Annotated in this window: 21 protein-coding genes; 1 reads left to right on the top strand and 20 read right to left on the bottom strand. The window is 59.4% G+C overall.

What is annotated here, in order from left to right:
- Positions 1-47: 47 nt before the first annotated feature.
- From dnaG to ACTQV4_RS02315, 10 genes are all read right to left on the bottom strand, one after another.
- Positions 48-2,156, bottom strand: coding sequence for a DNA primase (gene dnaG / locus ACTQV4_RS02360; RefSeq protein ID WP_441560406.1), 2,109 nt, complete (start codon positions 2,154-2,156; stop codon positions 48-50).
- Positions 2,149-3,156 carry a riboflavin biosynthesis protein RibF gene (gene ribF, locus ACTQV4_RS02355; protein WP_441560407.1) on the bottom strand — a complete coding sequence of 336 codons (1,008 nt, stop codon included), beginning with the start codon at positions 3,154-3,156 and terminating at the stop codon, positions 2,149-2,151. Before ribF ends, dnaG begins: the two co-directional genes overlap by 8 nt.
- Positions 3,153-4,085, bottom strand: coding sequence for a tRNA pseudouridine(55) synthase TruB (gene truB, locus ACTQV4_RS02350; protein ID WP_441538344.1), 933 nt, complete (start codon positions 4,083-4,085; stop codon positions 3,153-3,155). Before truB ends, ribF begins: the two co-directional genes overlap by 4 nt.
- A gap of 15 nt (positions 4,086-4,100) precedes the next feature.
- Complete coding sequence (locus ACTQV4_RS02345) at positions 4,101-5,144, bottom strand: DHH family phosphoesterase (RefSeq protein WP_427719632.1); 1,044 nt, start codon at positions 5,142-5,144, stop codon at positions 4,101-4,103.
- Positions 5,137-5,547: a 30S ribosome-binding factor RbfA gene (rbfA, locus tag ACTQV4_RS02340; RefSeq protein ID WP_006234038.1), complete on the bottom strand. Its 411-nt coding sequence runs from the start codon at positions 5,545-5,547 to the stop codon at positions 5,137-5,139. Before rbfA ends, ACTQV4_RS02345 begins: the two co-directional genes overlap by 8 nt.
- Positions 5,548-5,558: 11 nt before the next feature.
- Positions 5,559-8,234 carry a translation initiation factor IF-2 gene (gene infB / locus ACTQV4_RS02335; RefSeq protein WP_441033496.1) on the bottom strand — a complete coding sequence of 892 codons (2,676 nt, stop codon included), beginning with the start codon at positions 8,232-8,234 and terminating at the stop codon, positions 5,559-5,561.
- A gap of 91 nt (positions 8,235-8,325) precedes the next feature.
- On the bottom strand, positions 8,326-9,573 hold the full coding sequence (nusA, locus tag ACTQV4_RS02330; protein ID WP_441569223.1) for a transcription termination factor NusA: 1,248 nt from the start codon (positions 9,571-9,573) through the stop codon (positions 8,326-8,328).
- Position 9,574: 1 nt separating this feature from the next.
- Entirely contained in the window at positions 9,575-10,069 is a 495-nt protein-coding gene (gene rimP / locus ACTQV4_RS02325) for a ribosome maturation factor RimP (protein ID WP_427747320.1), read from the bottom strand.
- 256 nt (positions 10,070-10,325) lie between these two features.
- A complete protein-coding gene (leuS, locus tag ACTQV4_RS02320; protein WP_441569222.1) occupies positions 10,326-12,902 on the bottom strand; it encodes a leucine--tRNA ligase in 2,577 nt (858 codons plus the stop codon).
- Positions 12,903-13,161: 259 nt separating this feature from the next.
- Positions 13,162-14,673: an IMP dehydrogenase gene (locus ACTQV4_RS02315; protein ID WP_154515410.1), complete on the bottom strand. Its 1,512-nt coding sequence runs from the start codon at positions 14,671-14,673 to the stop codon at positions 13,162-13,164.
- 193 nt (positions 14,674-14,866) lie between these two features.
- Between ACTQV4_RS02315 and ACTQV4_RS02310 the strand changes: the two genes are divergently transcribed.
- Positions 14,867-15,211 (top strand): winged helix-turn-helix domain-containing protein, encoded by a 345-nt coding sequence (locus tag ACTQV4_RS02310; RefSeq protein WP_441569221.1) that lies wholly within the window; start codon positions 14,867-14,869, stop codon positions 15,209-15,211.
- A gap of 104 nt (positions 15,212-15,315) precedes the next feature.
- Here the strand turns inward: ACTQV4_RS02310 and ACTQV4_RS02305 are convergent, their stop codons facing one another.
- From ACTQV4_RS02305 to ACTQV4_RS02260, 10 genes are all read right to left on the bottom strand, one after another.
- Positions 15,316-16,305, bottom strand: coding sequence for a PLP-dependent transferase (locus ACTQV4_RS02305; RefSeq protein ID WP_441569220.1), 990 nt, complete (start codon positions 16,303-16,305; stop codon positions 15,316-15,318).
- 96 nt (positions 16,306-16,401) lie between these two features.
- Positions 16,402-16,515, bottom strand: a complete 114-nt coding sequence (locus ACTQV4_RS02300) for a hypothetical protein (protein WP_441569219.1) — start codon at positions 16,513-16,515, stop codon at positions 16,402-16,404.
- 186 nt (positions 16,516-16,701) lie between these two features.
- Positions 16,702-16,929, bottom strand: coding sequence for a hypothetical protein (locus ACTQV4_RS02295; RefSeq protein ID WP_441560417.1), 228 nt, complete (start codon positions 16,927-16,929; stop codon positions 16,702-16,704).
- The gene (locus ACTQV4_RS02290; RefSeq protein WP_441569218.1) at positions 16,926-17,465 is read right to left on the bottom strand and encodes a hypothetical protein; all 540 of its coding nucleotides are present in this window, start codon (positions 17,463-17,465) and stop codon (positions 16,926-16,928) included. The genes ACTQV4_RS02295 and ACTQV4_RS02290 overlap by 4 nt, the downstream gene beginning before the upstream one ends.
- Positions 17,443-18,027, bottom strand: coding sequence for a hypothetical protein (locus ACTQV4_RS02285; protein ID WP_441569217.1), 585 nt, complete (start codon positions 18,025-18,027; stop codon positions 17,443-17,445). The genes ACTQV4_RS02290 and ACTQV4_RS02285 overlap by 23 nt, the downstream gene beginning before the upstream one ends.
- 157 nt (positions 18,028-18,184) lie before the next feature.
- Entirely contained in the window at positions 18,185-18,637 is a 453-nt protein-coding gene (locus tag ACTQV4_RS02280) for a hypothetical protein (protein ID WP_441569216.1), read from the bottom strand.
- On the bottom strand, positions 18,634-19,023 hold the full coding sequence (locus ACTQV4_RS02275; protein ID WP_441569215.1) for a helix-turn-helix transcriptional regulator: 390 nt from the start codon (positions 19,021-19,023) through the stop codon (positions 18,634-18,636). The genes ACTQV4_RS02280 and ACTQV4_RS02275 overlap by 4 nt, the downstream gene beginning before the upstream one ends.
- Before the next feature lie 33 nt (positions 19,024-19,056).
- Entirely contained in the window at positions 19,057-19,470 is a 414-nt protein-coding gene (locus ACTQV4_RS02270; protein WP_441560427.1) for a hypothetical protein, read from the bottom strand.
- A gap of 916 nt (positions 19,471-20,386) precedes the next feature.
- A complete protein-coding gene (locus tag ACTQV4_RS02265; RefSeq protein ID WP_441569214.1) occupies positions 20,387-21,286 on the bottom strand; it encodes a hypothetical protein in 900 nt (299 codons plus the stop codon).
- Positions 21,279-21,785: a hypothetical protein gene (locus ACTQV4_RS02260; protein WP_441569213.1), complete on the bottom strand. Its 507-nt coding sequence runs from the start codon at positions 21,783-21,785 to the stop codon at positions 21,279-21,281. Before ACTQV4_RS02260 ends, ACTQV4_RS02265 begins: the two co-directional genes overlap by 8 nt.
- Between the last annotated feature and the right edge of the window lie 469 nt (positions 21,786-22,254).

The raw sequence follows: 22,254 nt of genomic DNA, 5'->3' as shown, positions 1-22,254 counted from the left end.
AAATTCAGACTGGATATAGCAGATAACATGCCGATTGACCACAACATCTAGGCCTGATCGGGACCCGCGGCCTCCAAACCAATCAACCGGAACGGATCGGCCACGCCGCCAATCGATTTCTGGAGCTCGCGCTGGCGCAAAGAATCCTGCGCGGCCTGCATGGTCAATGCACGGCGCGCGTCATCGTCGAGCGACCGGTCCTGGCGCAGCTTGGCCTGAGCAGCCCGCATACGGCGCTTGATGGTGTAAAGCTCAAGCGTATCGAGCATAAAGACGATGTTCGTCTCGGTGGGGTGCTTGCTCGTCGCCGAGATGCGCCCGGCGCTGACGAGCGAAGCCGCCTCGGGACACACCGCGCGCGCGGCGTCCATGCACGCCACGGGGTCGGTGCCCGGCGGCGTCGCGAGCACGGCCCACGCGATGGACTCGTGACGGGGGTCTACCCACTCGATCGAGCAGATGCGATCGGCGTACGTGCGGAATAGGTCGGGGTAGCTGGTGAGCATCGTCAACAGCTCGCGCTCCCCCGCCAGAGACTTCCGCTCCAGATCGGTCAGCACGATCGGCGTCGCCGGAACGGAAGCGGTCGAAGTAGACCCCGCGGGCGCCGCGTCCATGCCAGCAGGCACATCGATCGGCGGCATATCGTCGACGACCTCGACCGGCGCGGCCCCGTAGGCCTCGAGCGGCACATAGTCGTACGGTTCCTCCTCGACCGGTGCGGATACCGGCGGCGTCGTCCCCGACGCCCAGGCGCCGCGAGATACCCCCTGCGGACCGGACACCCGACCGCCCGCGCCTCCTGCGCGCTCGGCCTGTGCCCGCTGGCGCTCGTAGTTCTGCTCGCGACGACGCTCGGCGTCCTCGCGTTTGGCGACATCGCGAAACACACGGCCCGAGCTCGAGCGTACCGTCTCCAAATCCAGGCCCAAAAGGTCGGCTATCTGGATAAAGTACGTATCGATCATGTAGCTATCGCGCAGCGGATAGATGAGCGTCAGCGCATCCTCGAGCGCCTTGGCGCGACCGCCCGGCGTGGTAATGTCGCTCGACTCCTGCAGTGAGCGGTACACAAAGTCCATGAGGGGCTCGGCGGCGTCGATACGCGCCTGCAGTGCCTCGCCACCATGCGCCGTGATGAACTCCATAGGGTCGTTGCCGTCGGGAAGCACCACGCAGCGCAGGTCCATCGAGTCCTGCTCGATAAACTGAATCGCGCGGCGCGCGGCCTTTTGACCGGCGGCGTCACCATCGAACATATACACAATACGCTTGGCAAAACGGGTGAGCGTCTTTACGTGATGTTCCGTCAGCGCCGTGCCCAGCGTGGCGACGACGTTTTTGATCCCCGCCTCCCAGCAGGCGATGCAATCGGTATATCCCTCCACCACGATGGCGGTATCCTGCGCGACGATAAACTCCTTGGCCCAGTTAAAGCCGTAGAGGTTTCTCTTTTTATGAAACACACTCGTCTCGGCGGTGTTGAGGTACTTGGGTTGGCCGTCGCCCATAATACGACCGCCAAAGGCGATGTTATGACCCTGTTCGTCAAAGATGGGAAACATCACGCGGTCGTAAAAACGATCGGCAAGCTGTCCGCGCCCGCGGCTCACGGCCACGTTGGCGTCGATCATCTCCTGCGGGGTAAAGCCCTTCTGCGACAGATGGGCCACCAACATATTGCGACCCGGCGCAAAGCCCAGGCAGTAGCGACGGCAGACGTCGCCACCCATACCGCGGCTGGCAAAGTACTCGCGCGGACGGCTGTCCTTACCGCGCATGAGCATGGTGTGATAGAACTGGGCCGTCTCGGCGCACAGGTCATAGATGCGGGCGCGCTTGGTGCCGCGATCGCGCTGCGCGCCGGTATCGTGCAGCTCAATGCCGGCACGATCGGCCAGGTAGCGAATCGACTCGGGAAAGCTCAGGTTCTCGCGCTTCATGATGTAGGTGAAGACGTCGCCGCCCTCGCCACAGCCAAAGCAGTGCCACACCTGCGTAGCGGGGATAATGTGAAACGATGGGGTCTTTTCGCCATGGAAGGGGCAGCAACCCCAAAACTCATGGCCGCGGGGCTTGAGCTCAACCGTTTCCTGCACAATGGCAACCAGGTCGGACGCAGCGCGCACCTGGTCTTTCTCCTCATCGCTAATCACGGATGCTCACCCCCTGCTCGCCCAAGTTATGACGGATATCATCAATATTACCTTCGACGGTCTCAATAAGCTCGTCCAGCGAATCGAACACGCGCGAAGGACGCAGCCAACGCGTAAACGCCAACGAAACCGAACGTCCATACAGGTCGCCCGCATACCCGATCAAGTTGGCCTCGAGATGCGCCGAGGCGGCATCGTCGGCATACGTCGGCGGCAGGCCCACGTTGACGGCAGCGGGCCACACGGTATCGTCGACCAGCACAAGGCCCTCGTAGACGCCATCGGCAGGCAGCTGAATTCCGTTTGGCACCAACAGGTTTGCCGTAGGAAATCCCATATCGGAGCCCTCGTGGCGACCGTGAATCACGCCGCCGCGCAGCATATAGGGACGGCCGAGTAGATCGGCTGCCAGCTCAACGTGGCCCAAGCTCAGCTCACGTCGAATGCGGGTGGCGCAGATAGCCTCGCCGGCCTCGCACAGCAAATTGTGCCCATACACGTCAACACCGCGCTCGACACCCCATGCCTGCATCTCGGCAACGCCCGAGGCACCGCCGCGGCCCAGCCTAAAATCGCTGCCAACGCGAATGGAGCGAATGTCGACAACATGCGCCAACAGCTCAAGAAAGCCCACGTGGTCGAGCGACGCTACCGCAGGCGTAAAGGGAACAGCCACCACGGCATCGACCCCAGTCTGAGCCAGGGCATGCAGGCGGTCGGCCGTCGTCATCAATTTTTGAGCGGGCGCAGGGCTCACCACAACATCTGGATCAGGGTCAAACGTTACGACAACCGCTTTGCAGCCGTGGACGCGCGCATCGCGAATGACCGCGTCGATCAGCTCACGATGTCCCCTATGCACGCCATCGAACACGCCGATGGCAATCGAGGCGGCACCCATAGACTCGCAGTCACCAAAAGCATCAGCCAAAACGATGCGGGCCTCCGCCGCCGCGCCCACAAAAAATGTGCGCGCGAGCTCGCGAGGGTCCAGCATCATCGAACACCGCCGATCGCCTGCGGAAAGACGTGCTCCATCACAAAGCGACCATCCTCGATACGAGCCAAAGCCTTGAGCCCGCCATCGAGCACCAGCGCAAACGGTGCCTTCGACGCATCGAAGCCGGCGAGCGCGCGATCAATAGGAATACGACGACCGCACAGCAGATCTTCCGCAAGATTGCCCGGCAAGTCGACACGCGTGGCGCCGAGGGCCGCAATGGGGTCCAAGGCAAAGCCGGCAGCGGACTCGGCAGAAAGCTCCTCGACCGCATGGCAGGCACCGATGGAGACAATGCCAGAAGCGGTACGGCGCAGCGCGGAAATATGCGCGGCACTATCGCAGGCGCGACCCAGGTCGCGAGCGAGCGCACGGATATAGGTGCCCTTGCTCACCGAGAAGGCAACGGTCCAAATGCAGGAATCGCCCTCGCCACTCACGGCGATCAGGTCGGCAGAATATACCTCGACCGGGCGCGCAGGCAACTCAACGGCATTGCCCTCACGTGCAGACTTATAGGCGCGCACGCCGTTGACCGAAATAGCCGAAAACGCCGGCGGGACCTGCATCTGAGGGCCCAGCATGGCGCTCAAGCGCTCACGGGCATAGGCCGGATCGCGCAGCTCGGGTGCAATGGCAACCGTACGGACGGCCTCGCCTTCCGCATCGTCGGTATTGGTCTCGGCGCCAAACGAGATATCGGCGACGTAACTTTTGGTATCGAGGGTAAGCATGCCCAGCAGACGCGTAGCCTGGCCCACGCCCACCACCATGACACCCGACGCCATGGGGTCGAGCGTGCCGGCATGACCGACGCGCCGCTCATGGAGGGCGCGCCGGCACCGCGATACCACGTCGTGGGACGTGCAGCCCACCGGTTTATCGACGGCGAGCAGCATATTCAATTGAGAAGGCGTACGACGAGCCATGTACCATCCAAAAAGTTAAAGCTCGACGGTCACCGAAGCGGGATCCTCCCCCACCAGCTCGGCCAGCATGGGAAGTGCCGCGGTGAGCGTCTCGAAAATCGTTCCGTTATTGGTAAAGCCGGCGGCAGCGTGATGTCCGCCTCCGCCAAAGTTGGCCGCAATCTCGGAGACATCCATGTCGCCCTTGGAGCGCAGGTTTCCGCGCACCTTGGTATCGCCCTCGATGCCCTTAAGGAACAGGCAGACCTCGACACCCATCACCGAGCGCACCACATCGACCAAGCCGTCGCACTCATCCGAGGTGACGCCACATTCCTTAAGGTCGCTTTCGTACGCGTAGCTATACGCCACGCGCCCGTGCGCGACCGTCTTGATGCGGCCCATGACGATGGACTTGAGGTGCAAGAACTCGACGCGCATGCTCTGATAGACCTCGAGCGCGACACGCGCCGGGTCGGCACCGTGCGCCACCAGGCGCGAAGCCGCATGGAACGCAGCGGCATCGGCATTCTGATACTGAAAACGACCGGTATCGGTAACCAGGCCACAGAGCAGACAGGTGGCGATGCGATCGCGAACGACAATGCCGCAATCATCCAGAAAGCGGTCGATGATCATGGCGCACGCCGCAGCATCGACACGCCTCAGGCTTACCTCGGCAAACTCCTCGCGCGCCGGATGGTGGTCAAAGCACACCACATGTTTGGAGCGGCGGAGCACGTCGGCCGAGTTGTTCAGACGCTCGACAACCGGCACATCCACCGAGATAAACAGGTCGGGATCGCCCGTAAAGCTCGAAGCCGGCACCAGACGATCGGCGCCTTCCATAAAGCGGTAAATACGCGGAACGGGATCGTCGTCTGCCAGCAGCAGCGCGATGTCCTTGTCGGGGAACGCCTTCATGAGCGAGAGACCCAAGCCCAACACGGAGCCCAGGGCATCGCCGTCGGGAGAGGTATGACCCGAGATCGCAATGGAGGACGCACCCTCGATAAGCTCGAGGATGCGTCGTTTAATATCTGCAGACTCGCACGAGACGAGGTCGGCGGAATTAGTCATCTAAAGCTGCCTCCTGGGCGGCATCCGCTATGGGATAGCCGTCCTCGTCCTTTTCGATCGCCAGCGTGGCCGGGACATTCTCCAGCGCACGCGTAATGCGCTCGGCCTCATCGGTCGAGCGATCGATGCGAAAATCGAGCTCGGGTGTGACGCGCCAGTCGAGCGAGCGAGCCAACAGGCTGCGAATGCGGCCCTTGGCGCTGGCGAGCGCCTCCATGACCTCATCGTAGCGGCTCGCATCGCACGACACGTACACGCGCGCGAACGAACGGTCCACCGCGACCTCGACCGCGGTCAAGGTGACCAGGTCGAGACGCGGATCGGAAACCTCAAAGAGAAGGATATAACCGAGCTTCTCGCGAAGCTGCTCGCCCAGACGGCGGGTTGCCTGCGTTTGCTTCATAGCGCTACCCCCTACTCGGTACGGGCAACCTGGTCGATACGGTAACCCTCGATCTGGTCGCCGGGCTTGATGTCCTGGAAGTTCTCCAGGCCAATGCCGCCCTCGGAACCGCTCTTGAGGCTCTTGGCCTCGTCCTTGTAGTGGCGCATCGAGGCGATCTTACCGTTAAAGACAACGATGCCGTCGCGCACCAGGCGCACGGAATCGGTCGCGGCAATCTCGCCCTCCTCGACGCGGACACCGGCGGCGATACCGACTTTGGGCACCTTAAAGGTGTCCAGGACGGTCGCGGTACCCGTGGAGACCTCGACCTCGGTGGGCTTGAGCATGCCGATACGGGCAGCGTCGAGCTCCTCGAGACACTTGTAGATAACGTCGTAGCAACGAATCTCGACGCCCTCGCGCTCGGCAGCGGAGCGGGCCTTACCGTCGGGACGCACGCCAAAGCCAATAATGATGGCGTTGGAGGCATCGGCCAGGACGACGTCGGTCTCGTTGATGGCACCGACCGCGGAGTGGATCGTGTTGATGCGGACCTCGGACTGATCCATCTTGTCGAGCGAGTCCTGAAGGGCCTCGATGGAGCCCTGGACGTCGGCCTTGATGATCAGGTTGAGCTCCTTGACCTCGGCGTCGGCGATGGTCTCGAAGAGGTTCTCGAGCGTGACGTGCTTCACGCGGCTCTGCTCCTCGATGCGGGCCTTGAGCGAGCGCTCATCGGCCAGGGCGCGCGCCTCGCGCTCGTCCTCGAACACGCGGAACTCGTCGCCGGCGTTGGGGACGGACTGCAGGCCCAGGATCTCGACGGCGTCGGAGGGACCGGCCTCGGTGACGGCGCGGCCCTTGGGGTCGAGCATGGCGCGGACGCGGCCATAGGTAAGGCCGGCTACCAGCGTATCGCCCACGTGCAGGGTACCGCGGGTCACGAGCACGGTAGCGACCGAGCCGCGGCCCTTGTCGAGCTTGGCCTCGAGGACGTTGCCCGAGGCGAAGGTATCGGGGTTGGCCTTGAGCTCGAGCACGTCGGCCTGGAGCAGCACGGTCTCCAGAAGGTCGTCGATACCGATCTTCTGCTTGGCCGAGATGTTGACGAACATGTTCTGTCCGCCCCACTCCTCGGGGATAACGCCGTACTCGGTGAGTTCCTGGCGCACACGGTCGGGGTTGGCGCCGGGCTTATCGATCTTGTTGACGGCGACGACGATGGGAACGCCGGCGGCCTTGGCGTGGTTGATCGACTCGACCGTCTGGGGCATGACGCCGTCGTCGGCGGCGACGATCAGGATGACGATGTCGGTCACCTTGGCGCCACGGGCACGCATGGCCGTAAAGGTAGCGTGGCCCGGGGTATCGATGAAGGTGATCTTGCGGTCGTTGATCATGACCTGCGATGCGCCGATGGCCTGGGTAATGCCGCCAGCCTCGCCGGCAGCAACGCCGGTGTGACGGATGGCGTCGAGCAAGCTCGTCTTGCCGTGGTCGACGTGACCCATGACGGTGACGACCGGGGCGCGGGGCTTAAGGTCGGCGGGATCGTCGTAGAACGAGAAGGTGTTCTCCTCCTCGGGGGTGATGATCCTGATCTGACGGCCCAAGTCGTCGGCAACGAGCTCGACAAGGTCGTCGGACATAGACTGCGTCATGGTGAGCGGCGTGCCCAGCAGGAACAGGCGCTTGATGATGTCGTTGGCCGGAACGTCGAGCGCCTCGGCAAGCTCCTGGACGGTAACGCCCTGGGAGACCTTGATGGCGTCGAGCTCCTCGGGGTTCACGCCCTGGGCCAGCGCCTCCTCAATCTTGCGCTCCTCCTGAGCCCTAGCGGCCTCGCGCTCGCGCTTCTCCTTGCGCTTCTTGCGGCGACCGGTGGACTCGCGAGAGGCCTCCTCGACGGCGGCACGGGCCTCCTCGAGGACCTTCTCGCGGCTGTACTCCTCGGCCTCGCGCGCCATGCGGCTGTAGTGGTCCTCTTCGCTGTTGTGACCACCCTTGCGCTTCTTGCCCTTGCCCTGCTTATCGGGGTTGGGAAAATCCATGCCGGCAGCGACATTGTTGCTGGCGTTGGTGCGATGGCTGTGCGGGCGGTTCTCGGAGGCGTTGCGGTCGTTGCGACGGCCGCCACGACGATCGTTGTTGCCACCGCGACGGTTGCCGCGCTCGGCCTTGGCCTTGTCCTCGGCGTCCTTCTTCTCCTTGAGCACGGTCTCCTGTGCGGCGATCTGATCGAGCAGCGAACGGAAGCGCGAACCGGAGTCGGATGCGGGAACGGCGCGGCGCTGGGCCTCGCGAGCAGCCTCCTCCTTCTCGCGGGCAAGGCGCTCCTGCTCGGCCTTCTTCTTGGCCTCGGCCTCGGCACGGGCTGCCTCCTCGGCGGCCTGGGCGGCGGCAAACTGGCGGCGCTCCTCCTCGCGTGCCTTCTCGGCGGCGATGCGCTCGCGCTCGGCCTCGGCGGCACGCGCTGCCTCCTCGGCGGCGGCAGCCTCCTCCTCGGCCTGCTTGGCGGCCTCGACTTCCTGGGCGCGGGCCTCGATCACCGAGGCAAGCTGCTTGCGGACCATGGCAACATAAGCGTCCTCCAGGGCGGAGGAAGCAGACTTAGCGGGAATCTTCATTTCGGCGAGGTGACCCATCAGTTCCTTGGAGGTCATGCCGAACTCTTTGGCCAGGGTGGACACACGGACTTTTGCCATATGACTTCACCTACCCTTTCTGGCACCTTGGGTGCCTAGAGACTGAACGAGCGTGGGATGTGCGCCGGAACCTGTCCAGCGCAACCGCGCGCTAGATCAGGTCCTCCGCATCATAGAAGGCGTCGGTGTCGTGGACACCGCAGAAACGGGAACCGGGACGGGCCTGGTTGCGGCACTGGATGCCGTCCTCGGACACGTACTCGCAACGACGGGCGTCGTCATCCTCCTCGTCACCGATCAGGTCGGCGGCAGGCTCCTCGTGAACGGGAACGTTCTTGAGGATGTCGGCGGCAAGGGTCTCGGACTTAATGTCGATGTGCCAGCCGGTCAGGCGTGCGGCCAGGCGGGCGTTCTGGCCCTCCTTGCCGATGGCGAGCGAAAGCTGGTCGTCGGGCACGATGACGCCGGCATAGGCCTTCTCCTCGTCGATAAGGACGCGAGTGACCTTGGCGGGCGACAGGGCGTTGGCGACGTAGACGGCCGGATCGGCATCCCACAGGATGACGTCGACGCGCTCACCGCGCAGCTCACCCACGACGGCGCGCACACGGCTGCCCTTGGGGCCGACGCAGGCGCCCACGGGATCCAGGCGGTCGTCGAGCGAGTGGACGGCGACCTTGGAGCGCTGGCCGGGCTCGCGGGCGATCGACTTGATCTGGACGGTGCCCTCGTAAATCTCGGGCACCTCCTGCTCAAACAGACGACGCATGAGCTCGGGGTGGGTACGCGAGATAACGATCGGCGGACGGCTGTGCTCGCCGCGAACCGGCGGAAGCGTGGAGTTGGGGTCGCGAACGTCAATGATCACGGCCTTGATGTGCTGGTTGTGCAGATAGCGCTCGCCCATGGGGCGCTCGTTGCGCTCGTTCTCGTAGCGGCGCTGATCAAAGTGCGGAAGCTCGGCCTCGACGCCTTCGCGGATCTTGACGATCGTAAAGTCGGGTGTGGACTGCAGTACGGTACCGCTGATGAGGTCGCCGATACGGCCGGAGAACTCCTCGTAGATCTGCTCGCGGGCGGAGTTGCGCACGATGGCGTTGATCTCGGCCTTGGCGTGCTGGGCGGCGATACGGCTGGTGTTCTTGGGGGTGACGTCGATCTCCTCGAACTCGGTGAAGTTGCCCTCCTCGTCCATGGAATCGTCGATCGGCTCCAGGCGGTAGACATAGATCTTGCCGGTGGTGCGGTCGATGGTCACCTTGGCGCCCCACTCAAGATGCAGGATCTCGGCATAGCTCTTGGCGAGCGACTGCTCCAGGCGGTCGATCAGGTAGAGCTGGTCGATGTGCTTCTCCTGGCAAAGCTCCATCAGGGCGGGCATCATGTCGGATGCTGCCATGTTAGTTTCCTTCCTTCGCGGGCTTGAAGTCATAGACGGGCTTCAACTTGCACTTTTTAACATCGGAATAATCGAGGGTGACAGACTCGCCGTCCTCGAGCTCGAGGGTTACGTTGGTCTCGGTCGCGGCGGCAATCTTGCCGGAGTACTTGCGACGGCCCTCGGTGGCGGTGGAGGAAAGCTCGCAGTCCTCGCCCACAAAGCGGGCAAAGTCACGCGGACGGCGCAGCGGGCGCGCCATACCCGGGCTCGACACCTCGAGCGTATAGCTCGAAGAGATGGGGTCGAGTTCCTCGATCACGTCGCCGACCCACTTGGTGTTGGCCGTGACGTCGTTGAGCGACAGGCTCTGACCCTCGGCACCCTCGATACGCACACGCACGCAGGGGGCCTTGGTGGCACCCACGAGCTCAACGTCGACAATATCGACATCGTGCTGGGGAGCGACGGCCTCGAGCGCGTCGATGATCGCCTGCTCGGTCTTGGTCTTGACCATTGCGGCACCTCCATCCATACAAAAAAGAAGCGGGGCCGAAACCCCACTTCTTTCAATTACAACTTCATTTGCAAGCAAACTATACCAATACCTGCGAAAACGTGCAACCATAGCACAAACCCGCAGGTCAGCGTGAGCACAGGTTCTCCACAAGAAATGGATAATTGGGTGTAGTCGCAAGTATCCACATCCAAAAAGAGGGACGACCCAGCCGGATCGCCCCTCGTCTATTGTGCATCAACTATATGCGCAAGGTTTACTTTACCACCAGGTTGACCAGCTTGCCGGGCACGCAGATGGCCTTGACGACCGTCTTGCCCTCGAGCCACTTGGCAACAGCGGCCTCGGCGGCAGCCTGCATCTCCTCGTTGGAGGCATCGCGGGCCACATCGATGCGGCCGCGGACCTTACCGAGCACCTGGACCACGATCTGTACCGTGTCCTCGATGGACTCGGCCAGGTCAAACTCGGGCCAGGAGGCGGTGTAGGCGTTGCCCTCGCAGCCGAGTGCCTCGTGCCACAGCTCGTCGGCCCAGAACGGGCAGATGGGGGCAAGGACGCTCACGATGTCCTTGGCCACGCCGTAGCACAGTGCCTTGTCGCGCGATGCGCCCTCGGTGGCGTTGAGGTAGGCGCTCGCCGCGTTGACGAGCTCCATGACGGCCGAGATCGCGGTGTTAAACTGGCCGCGATCGAAGTCCTCGGTGCACTTGGCGATGGTGCGGTGACGCTCGCGATAGAGCTTCATCGCGGTCTCGTCGAGCACGGACTTGTCGAAGGCAACGTTGGCGTCACCCGACTGGACAAGCTGCCACACGATACGCCAGGCGCGCTTGATAAAGCGGTTGGCACCCTCGACGGCCTTGGGATCCCAGTCAAAGTCCTTCTCGGGCGGGGCGATAAACAGGATCGCCAGACGCATGGTGTCGGCGCCGTAGGGCTCGATAACCGAGCTCGGAGGCACGACGTTGCCCTTGGACTTGGACATGGTGTCGCCGTTCTCGTCCTTGACCATGCCCTGGCACAGCAGGTTGGTAAAGGGCTCGTCCACGCTCAGCAGACCCAGGTCGCGCAGCGCCTTGGTAAAGAAGCGGCTGTAGAGCAGGTGCAAAATGGCGTGCTCGATGCCGCCGATGTAGTTATCGACGGGCATCCAACGGTCTGCCGCCTCGCGGGAGAAGGGCAGCTCGGTGTTGTGCGGGTCGGTATAGCGCAGGTAATACCAACTGGAGCAGGTGAAGGTGTCCATGGTATCGGTCTCGCGCTTGGCCGGGCGGCCGCAGACCGGGCAGGTAGTCTCGTAGAAGTCCTTGCACTCCGCGAGGGTCTCGCCGGCGCCCAGGTCCAGGTTCTCGGGCAGCATCACCGGCAGCTGGTCCTCGGGCACGGGCACAATGCCGCAGTGCTCGCAATGGATGGCCGGGATGGGGTTGCCCCAATAGCGCTGACGGCTGATGAGCCAGTCGCGCAGGCGGAACTCGACCTTGCGACGACCGCAGCCCATGGCCTCGAGGTCGGCCACGATGGCAGCCTCGCCCTCGGAGTGCTTACCGCCGCGCATGCCGGTGTACTTGCCGGACTGGACGAGCGTGCCCTCGGCAGCGTGGGCGCAATCCCAGTCGACGGTCTCGGCATGGAAGGTATCGATGGTCTCGCCACTGGCCTCGACGGCAGCGCGGTCGTCATCGTCCAGGATGATCGGGACGATCGGGAGGTCGTACTTGCGGGCAAACTCAAAGTCGCGCTGGTCGCCGCAGGGAACGGCCATGACGGCGCCGGTGCCGTAATCGGCAACGACATAGTCGGCGACCCACACGGGAACCTTCTCGCCGTTGACGGGGTTAACCACGTAGCGGCCCGTAAAGGCACCGTGCTTCTCGAGGGTGCCCTGGGCACGCTCGACAGCAGAGATATGCTTGGAGTCCTCGACGATCTTGGTAACGGCCTCCTCGTACTCCGTGCCCTCGACGAGCTCGTGCAGACGAGCGTACTCGGGAGCCAGGACAAAGAAGGAGACGCCAAAGAGCGTGTCGGCACGCGTGGTGAAGACGGTGATCTTGCCCTCGTCGCCCTCGATGGGATCGCCGTTGGCATCACACAGGGTAAAGTCGACCTCGGCGCCCTCGGAGCGGCCAATCCAGTTGGCCTGCATCTGCTTAACGCGCTCGGGCCAGCCGGGGAGCTTCTCCAGATCGTCGAGCAGCTCCTGGGAGTACTCGGTAATCTTGTAGTACCACTGCTCAAGGTCGCGCTTCTCGGGCTCGGTGCCGCAGCGCCAGCACTTGCCCTCGGTAACCTGCTCGTTGGCCAGAACGGTCTTGCAGTTGGGGCACCAGTTGACCGGGTTCTTCTTGCGGTAGACCAGGCCCTTTTCCCACATCTTCTCAAAGATCCACTGACCCCAGCGGTAGTAGTCGGGGCTGCAGGTCTTGACCATGCGATCCAGATCGTAGGAGAAGCCCATGCGCTTCATCGTGGCGAGCGCCTGGTCCATGTTCTTATACGTCCAGGCGGCAGCCTGCGTGTTGTGCTTGATGGCGGCGTTCTCGGCGGGCAGGCCAAAGGCATCAAAGCCAATGGGATGCAGCACGTCAAAGCCGCGCATACGGGCCTGACGGGCCATGGCATCGCCGATGGTATAGTTGCGCGCGTGGCCCATGTGCAGGTCGCCCGAAGGATACGGGAACATCTCGAGCACGTACTTCTTGGGCTTGCTGGCGTCGGTGTCGACGGCAAAGAGGTTGGAGTCCTCCCAGGCCTTCATCCACTTGGACTCAATGGCCTGCGCGTCGTAGGCAGGGATCTCGTCCTTATGATCTGTGCAATCGCACATATCAGCTCCTTTAATCTTAGCTGGGGTCGGTCGGCTTGGCTTTGTTCGCTACTGCGGACAGTCCTGCGCAAGACGAAGAGCACATTAAGTGCTCTTCTTTGCGTGCGGAACTTGTAGCGAACAAAGCCAAGCCGACCGACCCTAAGGTTAACTTGACTGATGATAGCAAATACGACAAGCGAGATGCCTGCGACTTGCAGGCATCTCGCTTTATCTTAATAACGTGGTTGGAACTCAACCTTTATGTGCGGCTCTTATCCTATCGATAAGACACAGACTGCTGCGAATCCTTGACGACTACGTCGTGGGCGCCGCCTTCGACGATCGAGGTCGAGCTCACCAGGGTCAGGCGTGCCTTTTTCTGGAGCTCGGGAATCGAGAGGGCACCGCAGTTGCACATCGTGGACTTGATCTTGTAGAGCGTGCCGCCCACGCCGTCCTTAAGGGAGCCGGCGTAGGGAACGTAGGAGTCGACGCCCTCGACGAAGCTGAGCTTTGCGGCGCCGCCCAGGTCGTAGCGCTGCCAGTTGCGGGCACGCGCAGAACCCTCGCCCCAGTACTCCTTCATGTACTGACCGTTGACGTTGACGCGCTCGGTCGGGCTCTCGTCAAAGCGGGCAAAGTAGCGGCCCAGCATCATAAAGTCGGCACCCATGGCAAGGGCGAGCGTCATGTGGTAGTCGTAGACGATACCGCCGTCGGAGCATACGGGCACGTAGACGCCGGTCTCCTCGTAGTACTCGTCGCGAGCGCGGCAGACGTCGATCAGCGCGGTGGCCTGGCCACGGCCGATACCCTTGGTCTCGCGGGTAATGCAGATGGAACCGCCGCCGATACCGACCTTGATAAAGTCGGCACCGCAGTCGGCCAAAAAGCGGAAGCCCTCGGCATCAACGACGTTGCCGGCACCGACCTTGACGTCCTCACCGTAGTTGGCGCGAATCCACTCGATGGTGCGCTTCTGCCACTCGCTGAAGCCCTCGGAAGAGTCGATGCACAGGACATCGGCGCCGGCCTCGATGAGCAGCGGCACGCGCTCGGCATAGTCGCGGGTGTTGATGCCGGCGCCGACCATGTAGCGCTTGTCGCCGTCGAGCAGCTCGTTGGGGTTGGTCTTGTGGCTGTCGTAGTCCTTGCGGAAGACAATGCCCATAAGGTGATCGTTGTCGTCGACGATGGGCAGGGCGTTGAGCTTGTTGTCCCAGATGACGTCGTTGGCAACCTTGAGGCTGATGTTCTTGTCGCCCACGATGAGCTGCTCACGCGGGGTCATGAACTCGGAGACCTTCTTTTGGTGGTCATCGCGGCTGGGGCGATAGTCACGGCTGGTAACGATACCCAGGAGTTTGCCCTTGGGAGTGCCGTCGTCGGTGACCGGCATGGTGGAGTGACCGGTCTTCTCCTTGAGCTCGATGACCTGCTCCATGGTCATGTCGGGGGTCAGCGTGGAATCGGACTGGACAAAGCCGGCCTTGTGATCCTTGACGGCCTTGACCATGGCGGCCTCGGACTCGGGGGTCTGGGAACCGTAAATGAAGGACAGGCCACCCTCGGTAGCGAGCGCGACACCCATGTCGACGCCCGAGACGGACTGCATGATGGCGGAAACCATGGGGATGTTCAGGGTGATTGCCGGCTTCTCGCCGCGCTTAAAGCGGGTCAGCGGCGTCTTAAGAGAGACGTTGTTGGGGATGCACTGCGAGGACGAGTAACCAGGGACCAGCAGATACTCCGAAAACGTGTGGGACTCACCGGGAAAGAACGTAGCCATGTTTCTCCTTTTTCCATGCGACCGGTCGGCTGCAGGCCTCGTAGGACCCAGCCCAACCTTGGGCGCCCAATACTGGGGAAGTATCTTAACGCACTTTGACTGCTACAATGCATGATTTAAGAAGAGCACACGAGGGTTTGACGCAGGCTTTGCGTTTGCCCAGCAAACACTTTAGCGGAGAGACGTGGAGCGTATGGAGTACAAGACGACGGCGCGACTGGTCATTCAGTCGTGCGACAAAGATCTGCCGGGCGTGTTCGGCCACGGCTGCGTCTTACTGCTGCAAGGTATCGCCCGCGAGCACTCGCTCAACCGTGCCGCCAAGAGCATGGGCATGGCATATTCCAAGGCCTGGCGCATTGTAAACGAGGCCGAAGGGCAGCTGGGATGCAAACTCATCGAGCGCGACGGCGCCCGCGGGAGCTCGCTCACCCCCGCCGGCGAGCGAGCCATAGCGGCCTACGAGGAGCTGCAGGCAGAGATCAACGAAGTCATAGCCGCAAGGGCCAACGACCTGATCGGCACCATCAAAGAGTAGCTAATTTGGGACGGGGCTTTTTTAGCTACCCATCCAGAGCATTCTTAACTCATAGCCAAAAATTGACATTGGGTAGCTAAAAAAGCCCCGTCCCAAATTAGCTACTATCGGAGGGCGTTATCGAGGGCGGCGGCTACCGTCAGGGGATCGTCGGTGCCGGCGAAGAGGCGGATGGTGCTCCCCTGCTTGCCACGTGGAGCAGAAAGGCGTGTTATTGCACCGCCGGCGGGCGATGTGCGAAACTCCCCCGGCAAAGCATCGAACAGCTCACCCGCGCTACGCTCGATAAGGCCAAACTCAACTGCCGGGCCAAAGCCATGCTCAAGGATTCCCGTTGCAACCGCATGGTCGGGATGCGAGCTCAACCCGGGATAGCGAACGTTGCGCACCATCTCGTTGGCGACCAGATACTCGGCCAGCGCACGGGCGCGGTCGAAGTGAGCCTGCATGCGGGCATCGAGCGAGTCCAGCCCGCGCTCCAATACACCGGCCTCGTCAGCAGGCAAATCAAGCTTGTCCAGGCCACAGTCCTCAAGCAGGGCATGCGCGCACTCAGCCGCGGCATCCACGCGATGGCGCTTAAGCTGCGAGCGCGCCACCGAAGCGGCAACGAGTTTGCGCGGAGCATCACCGGCACATACGCGGTCGAACGCCTCCAGCGATAACGCAGCGCCCAGCCGCAGCGGATCGCAGCCAAAAGCTGACGCCACGGTGTTATCCACCACGAGCAGCGCATGAGCCTCACGCGCGGCGCGGCCTAATGCGCGCAGATCGGGCACGCGCAGTCCAAACCCGCCAATAGAGTTGACGAACCACCACAGGTGCGGCCCCTCGACCTCAAACGAAGCATCAAAGCCCTCGGATGCAGCAGCAAACGCCGCAACCGACGGTTCCCCCACCATAGCCATGTCGCAGCCATCAAAGCCGCGCACAAAAGCTTTGGCAAAGTCATCCGCAAAGGCCACCAGGCGGTCACCGGGGCGCACAATCCCCAACAGCGCAAGCGCCGCCGGCACATGCGAGGCCGCAACAAGACGCGCCTCACGCGCACCAGCCCTTACAGCCCAGGCCCCTTCTAGCTGCTGCACTTCCACACGGCACCGTCCCTTCATAAGCAAAAACCCACGATGCGGGTGTTCCCCGCATCGTGGGCAACGGCTGCAGTATAGCGCCGATATGCGACGAGTCGCCTAGATGTTGAGCGCATGGTAGGTCACGTTCGCGCCATCGGCGTCAACGGACACGCCATAGGTCGCAGGGTAGCTGCGCGTCGAGAACACGAGCGCACCATCGTTCACAAGCACCTCGACCGACGAGACATCGCCAACAATGCGTACGTTACGGACTCGGCCACATCCTTCATCTTTACCACGAGCACACCTGTCGTTGAAATCGCTTTCACCATGATACCTGTTCGTTCCGGCGTTCTAACGAACGCCGGACTGCTCGACCAGGACCGCCCCTCTTTGTGCAATCTACTCGCTAGGGTTCTAGCCGTGGTATTCGCCGTTGTATTGGATGAGCGTTAGGTCCTCCACGCCATCGAGGGCACGGATGGCGTCGGCATAGGGCATATCCACACCGTCAGAGAGCACCTCGACGGTCATCTCGACCTTGTCGCCGCGCATGGTCTTGGACTTAACGGTGAACCTGGTGCGCCCAAACGCGCGCACGATATCGTCGCCAGCGGTCTGGCCCGTGTAGTGAATGACCATCATGCCTGGAAGGTATAGCCATACTGGGTAAAGTAGCTCACGGCCAAGCCCACCGATGCCAGCAGCGCCGCAACCAGGCCAAAGTCCAGGCCATACAGCGTACCAATGAGCACGACGTAGAGCAGGCGATAATCGAGCACGTTGAGCTGGGCCGACTGGGAGAACAGATGCTCCAGCACCTCAAACAGGACCCAGGCAACGCCCGTCTCTAGGCATTTAATAGGCAGCGTGCGCGTCTGGATGCGGTCGATGGCGGCGCGCAAGGGGTTGACCTTCTTTGCACGGCCAGCATCCCAGCGAGCCTGAATGGTCGAAAGATCGCGCAGCAAGTCGTAGCGCTGAAACCAGCCATAGCGAACGCGAACGATGTCGCTGACGGGCAGGGCATAGCCGGCAGAATCGCCATAGGCAACTGAGAGCCCTGGGAACAGCGCCTTGAGAGCCTCTCCCAGGCCGCCCGCCGTGTGATGGAAGGTATCGGCAACATCGAGCGTCTCAAAGGAGGCATCCCAGCTATCAAAGATGCGGCGCACCAGCACCGCGAGCTCCTCGGCGCACAGCAGGGGAAACGCCGCATCCTCCGCTCCCTGTAAAGCAACCGATCCGGTTGAGCATGCGTCGAACAACGGCGCCAAAAACGGATCTTCCAGTGCGGCAGAGGCAGTGGAAAGGCGCGCGCAGAATCTTTACCTGAACGTCTTCGCGCGCAGCGTAATGGCGGCACAGGTCGTTAGCCACTCGGGCGATAATTCCCTTTCCCGTTTGCTCTGCGGCATCGGCGGCACCCTCAGCGCCCGCGGGCCCGGCTACATACAGCAACTGAACCCGGCGCCCCATGCACGCACGAAAGACCGAGCGGAGCAACTCGATGTCGCCAAAGTTCTCGGTATGCGGCGTGAGGTAGTTAGACAGATAGACCACGCGGTCGAACTCATAGGCCTGATCCAGGTGTTGCAGAAGCTCTTTCCATGAGGCATGGGGCGACGACTCGTCGCGATGTGCATCCGCGGCGGCTACGACCTTAACGTGGTCCCCGGGGAACGCCTTGGCACAAAAGTCATCGTCAACATATGCAGTGTTGCCAACAACCAGCACTTCCATAGCGCACCCCTCCCCTTTATTCCACATTTGCCATAGTCAAACGTTCGTATTGTGCGCCGTCAATGTAGGTCGAAGGCAACTATTAAAACTGTTTTAAGAACATCTTCAGAGGATGTGAGAGTGGCAACCTATTCGACTTAGATTCATCGAGGAAATGCTATTCGGCCTGAAAAGGCACATCGCAATCTGCTGACAGCTCCGCAGGGAGAATGGCAGGCAATGTAAGCGCCCCCATGGGCGAAAGTCCAGTAACAACCATCAAATAGCTCTTTGCATGGGCATATGCCATCGAAATGGCATTTGAAAGAAGGTAGTGACGCGCCTCGTCATCAGGGGAACTCTTAGGTATTTGCGCCGAAACCGAGATGGATACCGTAACGCCAGCGCGCATCTTCTCCTGCGCATCACCATCCCTGTCAACGAGACTGCCAGATACGCACATCTTTAAACTTGCGTGCGCGCCGCTATCGTTTTTCCAAAGGTGAACATCCTGATAGCTGACGTCAACTTTTAAATCCATATTATCCGAGGGCGAATCTTCGATATGAAAATCGGAGTCAACGACGAACAAATTCACGATCTGAATTGGAGCAATAAAATCCCTACTCATGCTGCCAAACCTCCGGAAATCATCTCAAGATTCGCATGCGAGGACGGGCGCTCGCTCCTGAATGACCATTGCTCTCGCACAGAATCGTTGGATGAAAGAAACGGTAGCTCTTTAGAATAGCTAACGGTAACCTTAGGAACGATATTGATACCCAAAGCGAGCTCGAACCTAGCGATCGTCTTCAACGTCATATTGGGCTGAGAATTCAACAGCTTCGAAAGCGACTGAAGGCTCACGCCCATACGCTTTGCCAAATCGCTTTTGCTTAAACCCAAATGCTTCATCTCGCGATGAACAATAAACTCGATATCTAGCGCGTGTTCATAAGCGCGTGTTTCGCTAGTTTCTGTCTCGGCGTAAAAATCAGATAAATCTACTTTATTCATTGTGTTCTCCGTTTCGAAAGCCAAGTATAAAAGTCAACGCTCAGATTCCAGAAGCTGACGCGCTATTACGGCTAATCGCTTGGCCCGCTCGATTTCTTTACTGATATTTCCTGATCCCTGATGTCCTTTAAACCAAAACAATAGAACAATTTTGTCTACGCCCTGACATATGGCATAAATCATCTCTCGATTTGCCCCGTCAAACCCTTTTAGTTCATAGAGACCAATCTTAGAATCGATACGTCGCAGCTTCGAGGTCCCACTCGCAACCTTTAAACCGTAGTCGTAGATTTTTGAAATCTGGTCGATCATTTTACGAGCGACAAATTTCCGTTTAGGGTCTGACATCATCTTCTGAAATTGAGAGTTGTCAGGAGAAGTCGTCAACTCCCAAAACGGTCGGCCCTTGGGGTCTCTATATTCGACAAGTTCATATCCTGCTGCCAAGGGCCACCCCCCTTTCTAGATACACTTAACTTATAAGTTAAGTGTATCTATTTAAATACAAATAACAAGGTATAAACTAGATTCCGCAGCCCCAAATCGATAAACAATCCAGTCGAGTTTGTGCTCAATCCGGAAGTGCGGTGAAAAGCAAAGATCGACCGACCGGACTCCGGTTTTGAGCTTCGGCGACCTGCAGTTTTACTGGAAAATGCGGGGGGGGGTGCTCGGCGGTTTCCGATTATCCCTGCACTTCCGAAATACGCGATGAAACCCGCCGACCTAAAGCGGAAACGTGACAAATATCCTTTAGAAAACAGCCCCTTAAAACGCGAAAACCGCCTTTCGGCGGTTCCCACGGACCAAGCCGGACGTACCGTCGCAAGGCCTCATCACAATTCACACTCTAAGGAAATACACAGACCCGGTCAATCCTCGGCAAAGAATCCGTTGCAAATTAGGGCCAGGGAAAAGAGTGTCAGTAAAGTTACATGCGAGCAGAAAATCACACGCAATTTCGCCTTTTCTCAATTGAGATGTAAGTTTTGACAGGCCGAATCTTACATTCAAACAAATAGGGGCCGACGTATCAGCCCACTTCAGGTGTCGCCCGAAAGCCTCCGCTGCAATTGGGTTAATTCCAATCGACATCAATTGTTGCCCACGGTCGCGTCATCCAGCAGAAACCGCGCATACTCGACCACCCCATTGCCGGAATGACGTTTAGCCGGCTCGTCACTCATCGCATGCGTGAAAAAAGGGCAACACTCTCCAACAGAAAGCGTCACCCTTAAAGCTCCCGCAGAGCTTTTGTATTACAAGACAATATCCTACACCATCTCAATGAGATGAAAGGACACATCTAGGCCTGTCCGGTAAAAGCGTAGGCAGGCCACGAATGAACGAGACGACAGCAGGACTAGCGGTCGCCGCAATCAAAAGAGCCCAAATAATGCAGCACGCCCTTCGCTCGCGGAGCATTGGGGTCATCACCCAAGAAATTGACGCAATAAGAAGGAGATCCAACGTAAACATGAGTCTTACCGGTCTCGCAACAGAACAGAATGTCGTCAGCGCTGTTTTGCGTCAGAGTGTTGTAATTCGAGTAATACTCAAGCTCGTCTGACGGGGCCTCTCCCACAACGATCAACCGAGGCTCCAACTTATCTAGCCATGTCTTAGGAACGCGACCAGACTTCCGTCCATGATGCGGTGCAAAAAGAATGTCCACAGGCGAAAGTGAGATGTCGTCTTCAATCGCCACCATGTAGTCATTTTCCATGTCACCAAGCCAAAGCGCACGGACCCCTTCCTCAAGAGAGTAGACAATCGCAGGACTAATATTATTGGGATTATCAGAGCTTTCGGCATCCCGCAAAGCATCCTGGAAGGTCTCATTATTCACATCGGGCCAGAGGACGCTAATCCCAGCAGAGCCGCGCTCACCATCAGAAACGTTCATCCATTTACGCTTACACCCCTTGTATATTTTGTAGGCGCACGACGACCCCTTCAGATCTTTATACTTTTTAAAACTCTCTGACTCCGTGGACTTAGAGACATCATTGTCAACGTAATAAAAATTCGGAATGAGCTTAAGCTCATCAAGATACTCAATACCCTGAATATGATCTTGGTCCGGATGTGTGCTAATAAAACGCACGATACACTTATTACCTGCAAGGTTTTTAATCTCATCAAGGATTTCCGACTTACGCTCATCGGTAATATTGCAGTCAATTATGCTGAAGTTGTCAGTATTGTGATTGATGTAAAACATGTCACCGTTGCCAACGGACAGAGACTTAATCTCACTCATGATTATCACGTTCCTCAAGATTGAAGTTGATCCGCTTTTCTACATACCGTTCCTGCTTGATCCAGGAGGCAATAAATAAGGCGATAAAAGAGCACAGAGCCGCCGGAAGCCGATGAGATTCCGGCAACAATGATGCAAACAGAATAATGACGAGCAGGACACCGGCCCCCGCCAGGCTGCGATACATGTTTGAAATCATCAAGAGCTGCTCGACCTTTGGATCGCGTTTCTGAGCATATGCAAAGGCAGAATAGTCACGCTTTTCGGTCGGTTTCAGCTTGCGGGCCAACGGCTCAATACAGAGAGAGCCAATCCGCGACGCAATGAGACCGAGGACATAACTCAGTACAAATAGTGCCAGCCAGTTGGAGCAGTCAATACAACTGCCCAACGGCATCTGGCTGACGGAATATGTTACAAGTGCGCCCGGAATGAGTACATTGAACAGATCGTACGCAGAGATTTTCCCAAGAAGATTATCTAGATAGTTATTGGCCAAAAATTACGCACCTCCAAGAATCCAAGAGCCATCCCTCGAATTTTTACGGACTAACCCGCCCAGCCACACAAGTGACAGGTTCTTGAAGAAAAGCTATTTGGAAATGATTTGAGCATACGGGGGCGCATACTGCTGTTGATCTATAAGCGCACGCGCCCCCAAAGAATCTTAGTGGACCATCAACATGGCCTCGATTTTGACAGCTATCCCATCCAGCTCCTTTCGAACAATTAAGTTGTAGTGGGGAAACGACGTTTCACGTTAAATTAATTGTAGCCGCAAACGCAATCTATATCCTGTATTGTTTTTTGAAGCTGAACACAATATGTTGTGTTTTAGCAGGTAGATACGATTAAAGTTTTTGCAGTATAAATCAACAGCAATAAGTGAGCCGTCTAATCCACCCTAGAGGCAGCTTCGCTGACCAGCATAAATTCAAACTAGGTCCCACGTATTTGCACACGGCGAA

Origin of the sequence: Collinsella sp. LCP19S3_B11 (assembly GCF_052121915.1) — a bacterium.
Taxonomy (GTDB): Bacteria; Actinomycetota; Coriobacteriia; order Coriobacteriales; family Coriobacteriaceae; genus Collinsella.
This window is presented reverse-complemented; position numbering and strand designations above follow the sequence as displayed.

Excerpts from the sequence above, each read along its gene's own strand:
- ribF (WP_441560407.1), bottom strand. The coding sequence starts at position 3,156 with ATGATGCTGGACCCTCGCGAGCTCGCGCGCACATTTTTTGTGGGCGCG.
- truB (WP_441538344.1), bottom strand. The coding sequence starts at position 4,085 with ATGGCTCGTCGTACGCCTTCTCAATTGAATATGCTGCTCGCCGTCGAT.
- ACTQV4_RS02345 (WP_427719632.1), bottom strand. The coding sequence starts at position 5,144 with ATGACTAATTCCGCCGACCTCGTCTCGTGCGAGTCTGCAGATATTAAA.
- rbfA (WP_006234038.1), bottom strand. The coding sequence starts at position 5,547 with ATGAAGCAAACGCAGGCAACCCGCCGTCTGGGCGAGCAGCTTCGCGAG.
- infB (WP_441033496.1), bottom strand. The coding sequence starts at position 8,234 with ATGGCAAAAGTCCGTGTGTCCACCCTGGCCAAAGAGTTCGGCATGACC.
- nusA (WP_441569223.1), bottom strand. The coding sequence starts at position 9,573 with ATGGCAGCATCCGACATGATGCCCGCCCTGATGGAGCTTTGCCAGGAG.
- rimP (WP_427747320.1), bottom strand. The coding sequence starts at position 10,069 with ATGGTCAAGACCAAGACCGAGCAGGCGATCATCGACGCGCTCGAGGCC.
- leuS (WP_441569222.1), bottom strand. The coding sequence starts at position 12,902 with ATGTGCGATTGCACAGATCATAAGGACGAGATCCCTGCCTACGACGCG.
- ACTQV4_RS02315 (WP_154515410.1), bottom strand. The coding sequence starts at position 14,673 with ATGGCTACGTTCTTTCCCGGTGAGTCCCACACGTTTTCGGAGTATCTG.
- ACTQV4_RS02310 (WP_441569221.1), top strand. The coding sequence starts at position 14,867 with ATGGAGTACAAGACGACGGCGCGACTGGTCATTCAGTCGTGCGACAAA.
- ACTQV4_RS02295 (WP_441560417.1), bottom strand. The coding sequence starts at position 16,929 with ATGATGGTCATTCACTACACGGGCCAGACCGCTGGCGACGATATCGTG.
- ACTQV4_RS02285 (WP_441569217.1), bottom strand. The coding sequence starts at position 18,027 with ATGGAAGTGCTGGTTGTTGGCAACACTGCATATGTTGACGATGACTTT.
- ACTQV4_RS02280 (WP_441569216.1), bottom strand. The coding sequence starts at position 18,637 with ATGAGTAGGGATTTTATTGCTCCAATTCAGATCGTGAATTTGTTCGTC.
- ACTQV4_RS02275 (WP_441569215.1), bottom strand. The coding sequence starts at position 19,023 with ATGAATAAAGTAGATTTATCTGATTTTTACGCCGAGACAGAAACTAGC.
- ACTQV4_RS02265 (WP_441569214.1), bottom strand. The coding sequence starts at position 21,286 with ATGAGTGAGATTAAGTCTCTGTCCGTTGGCAACGGTGACATGTTTTAC.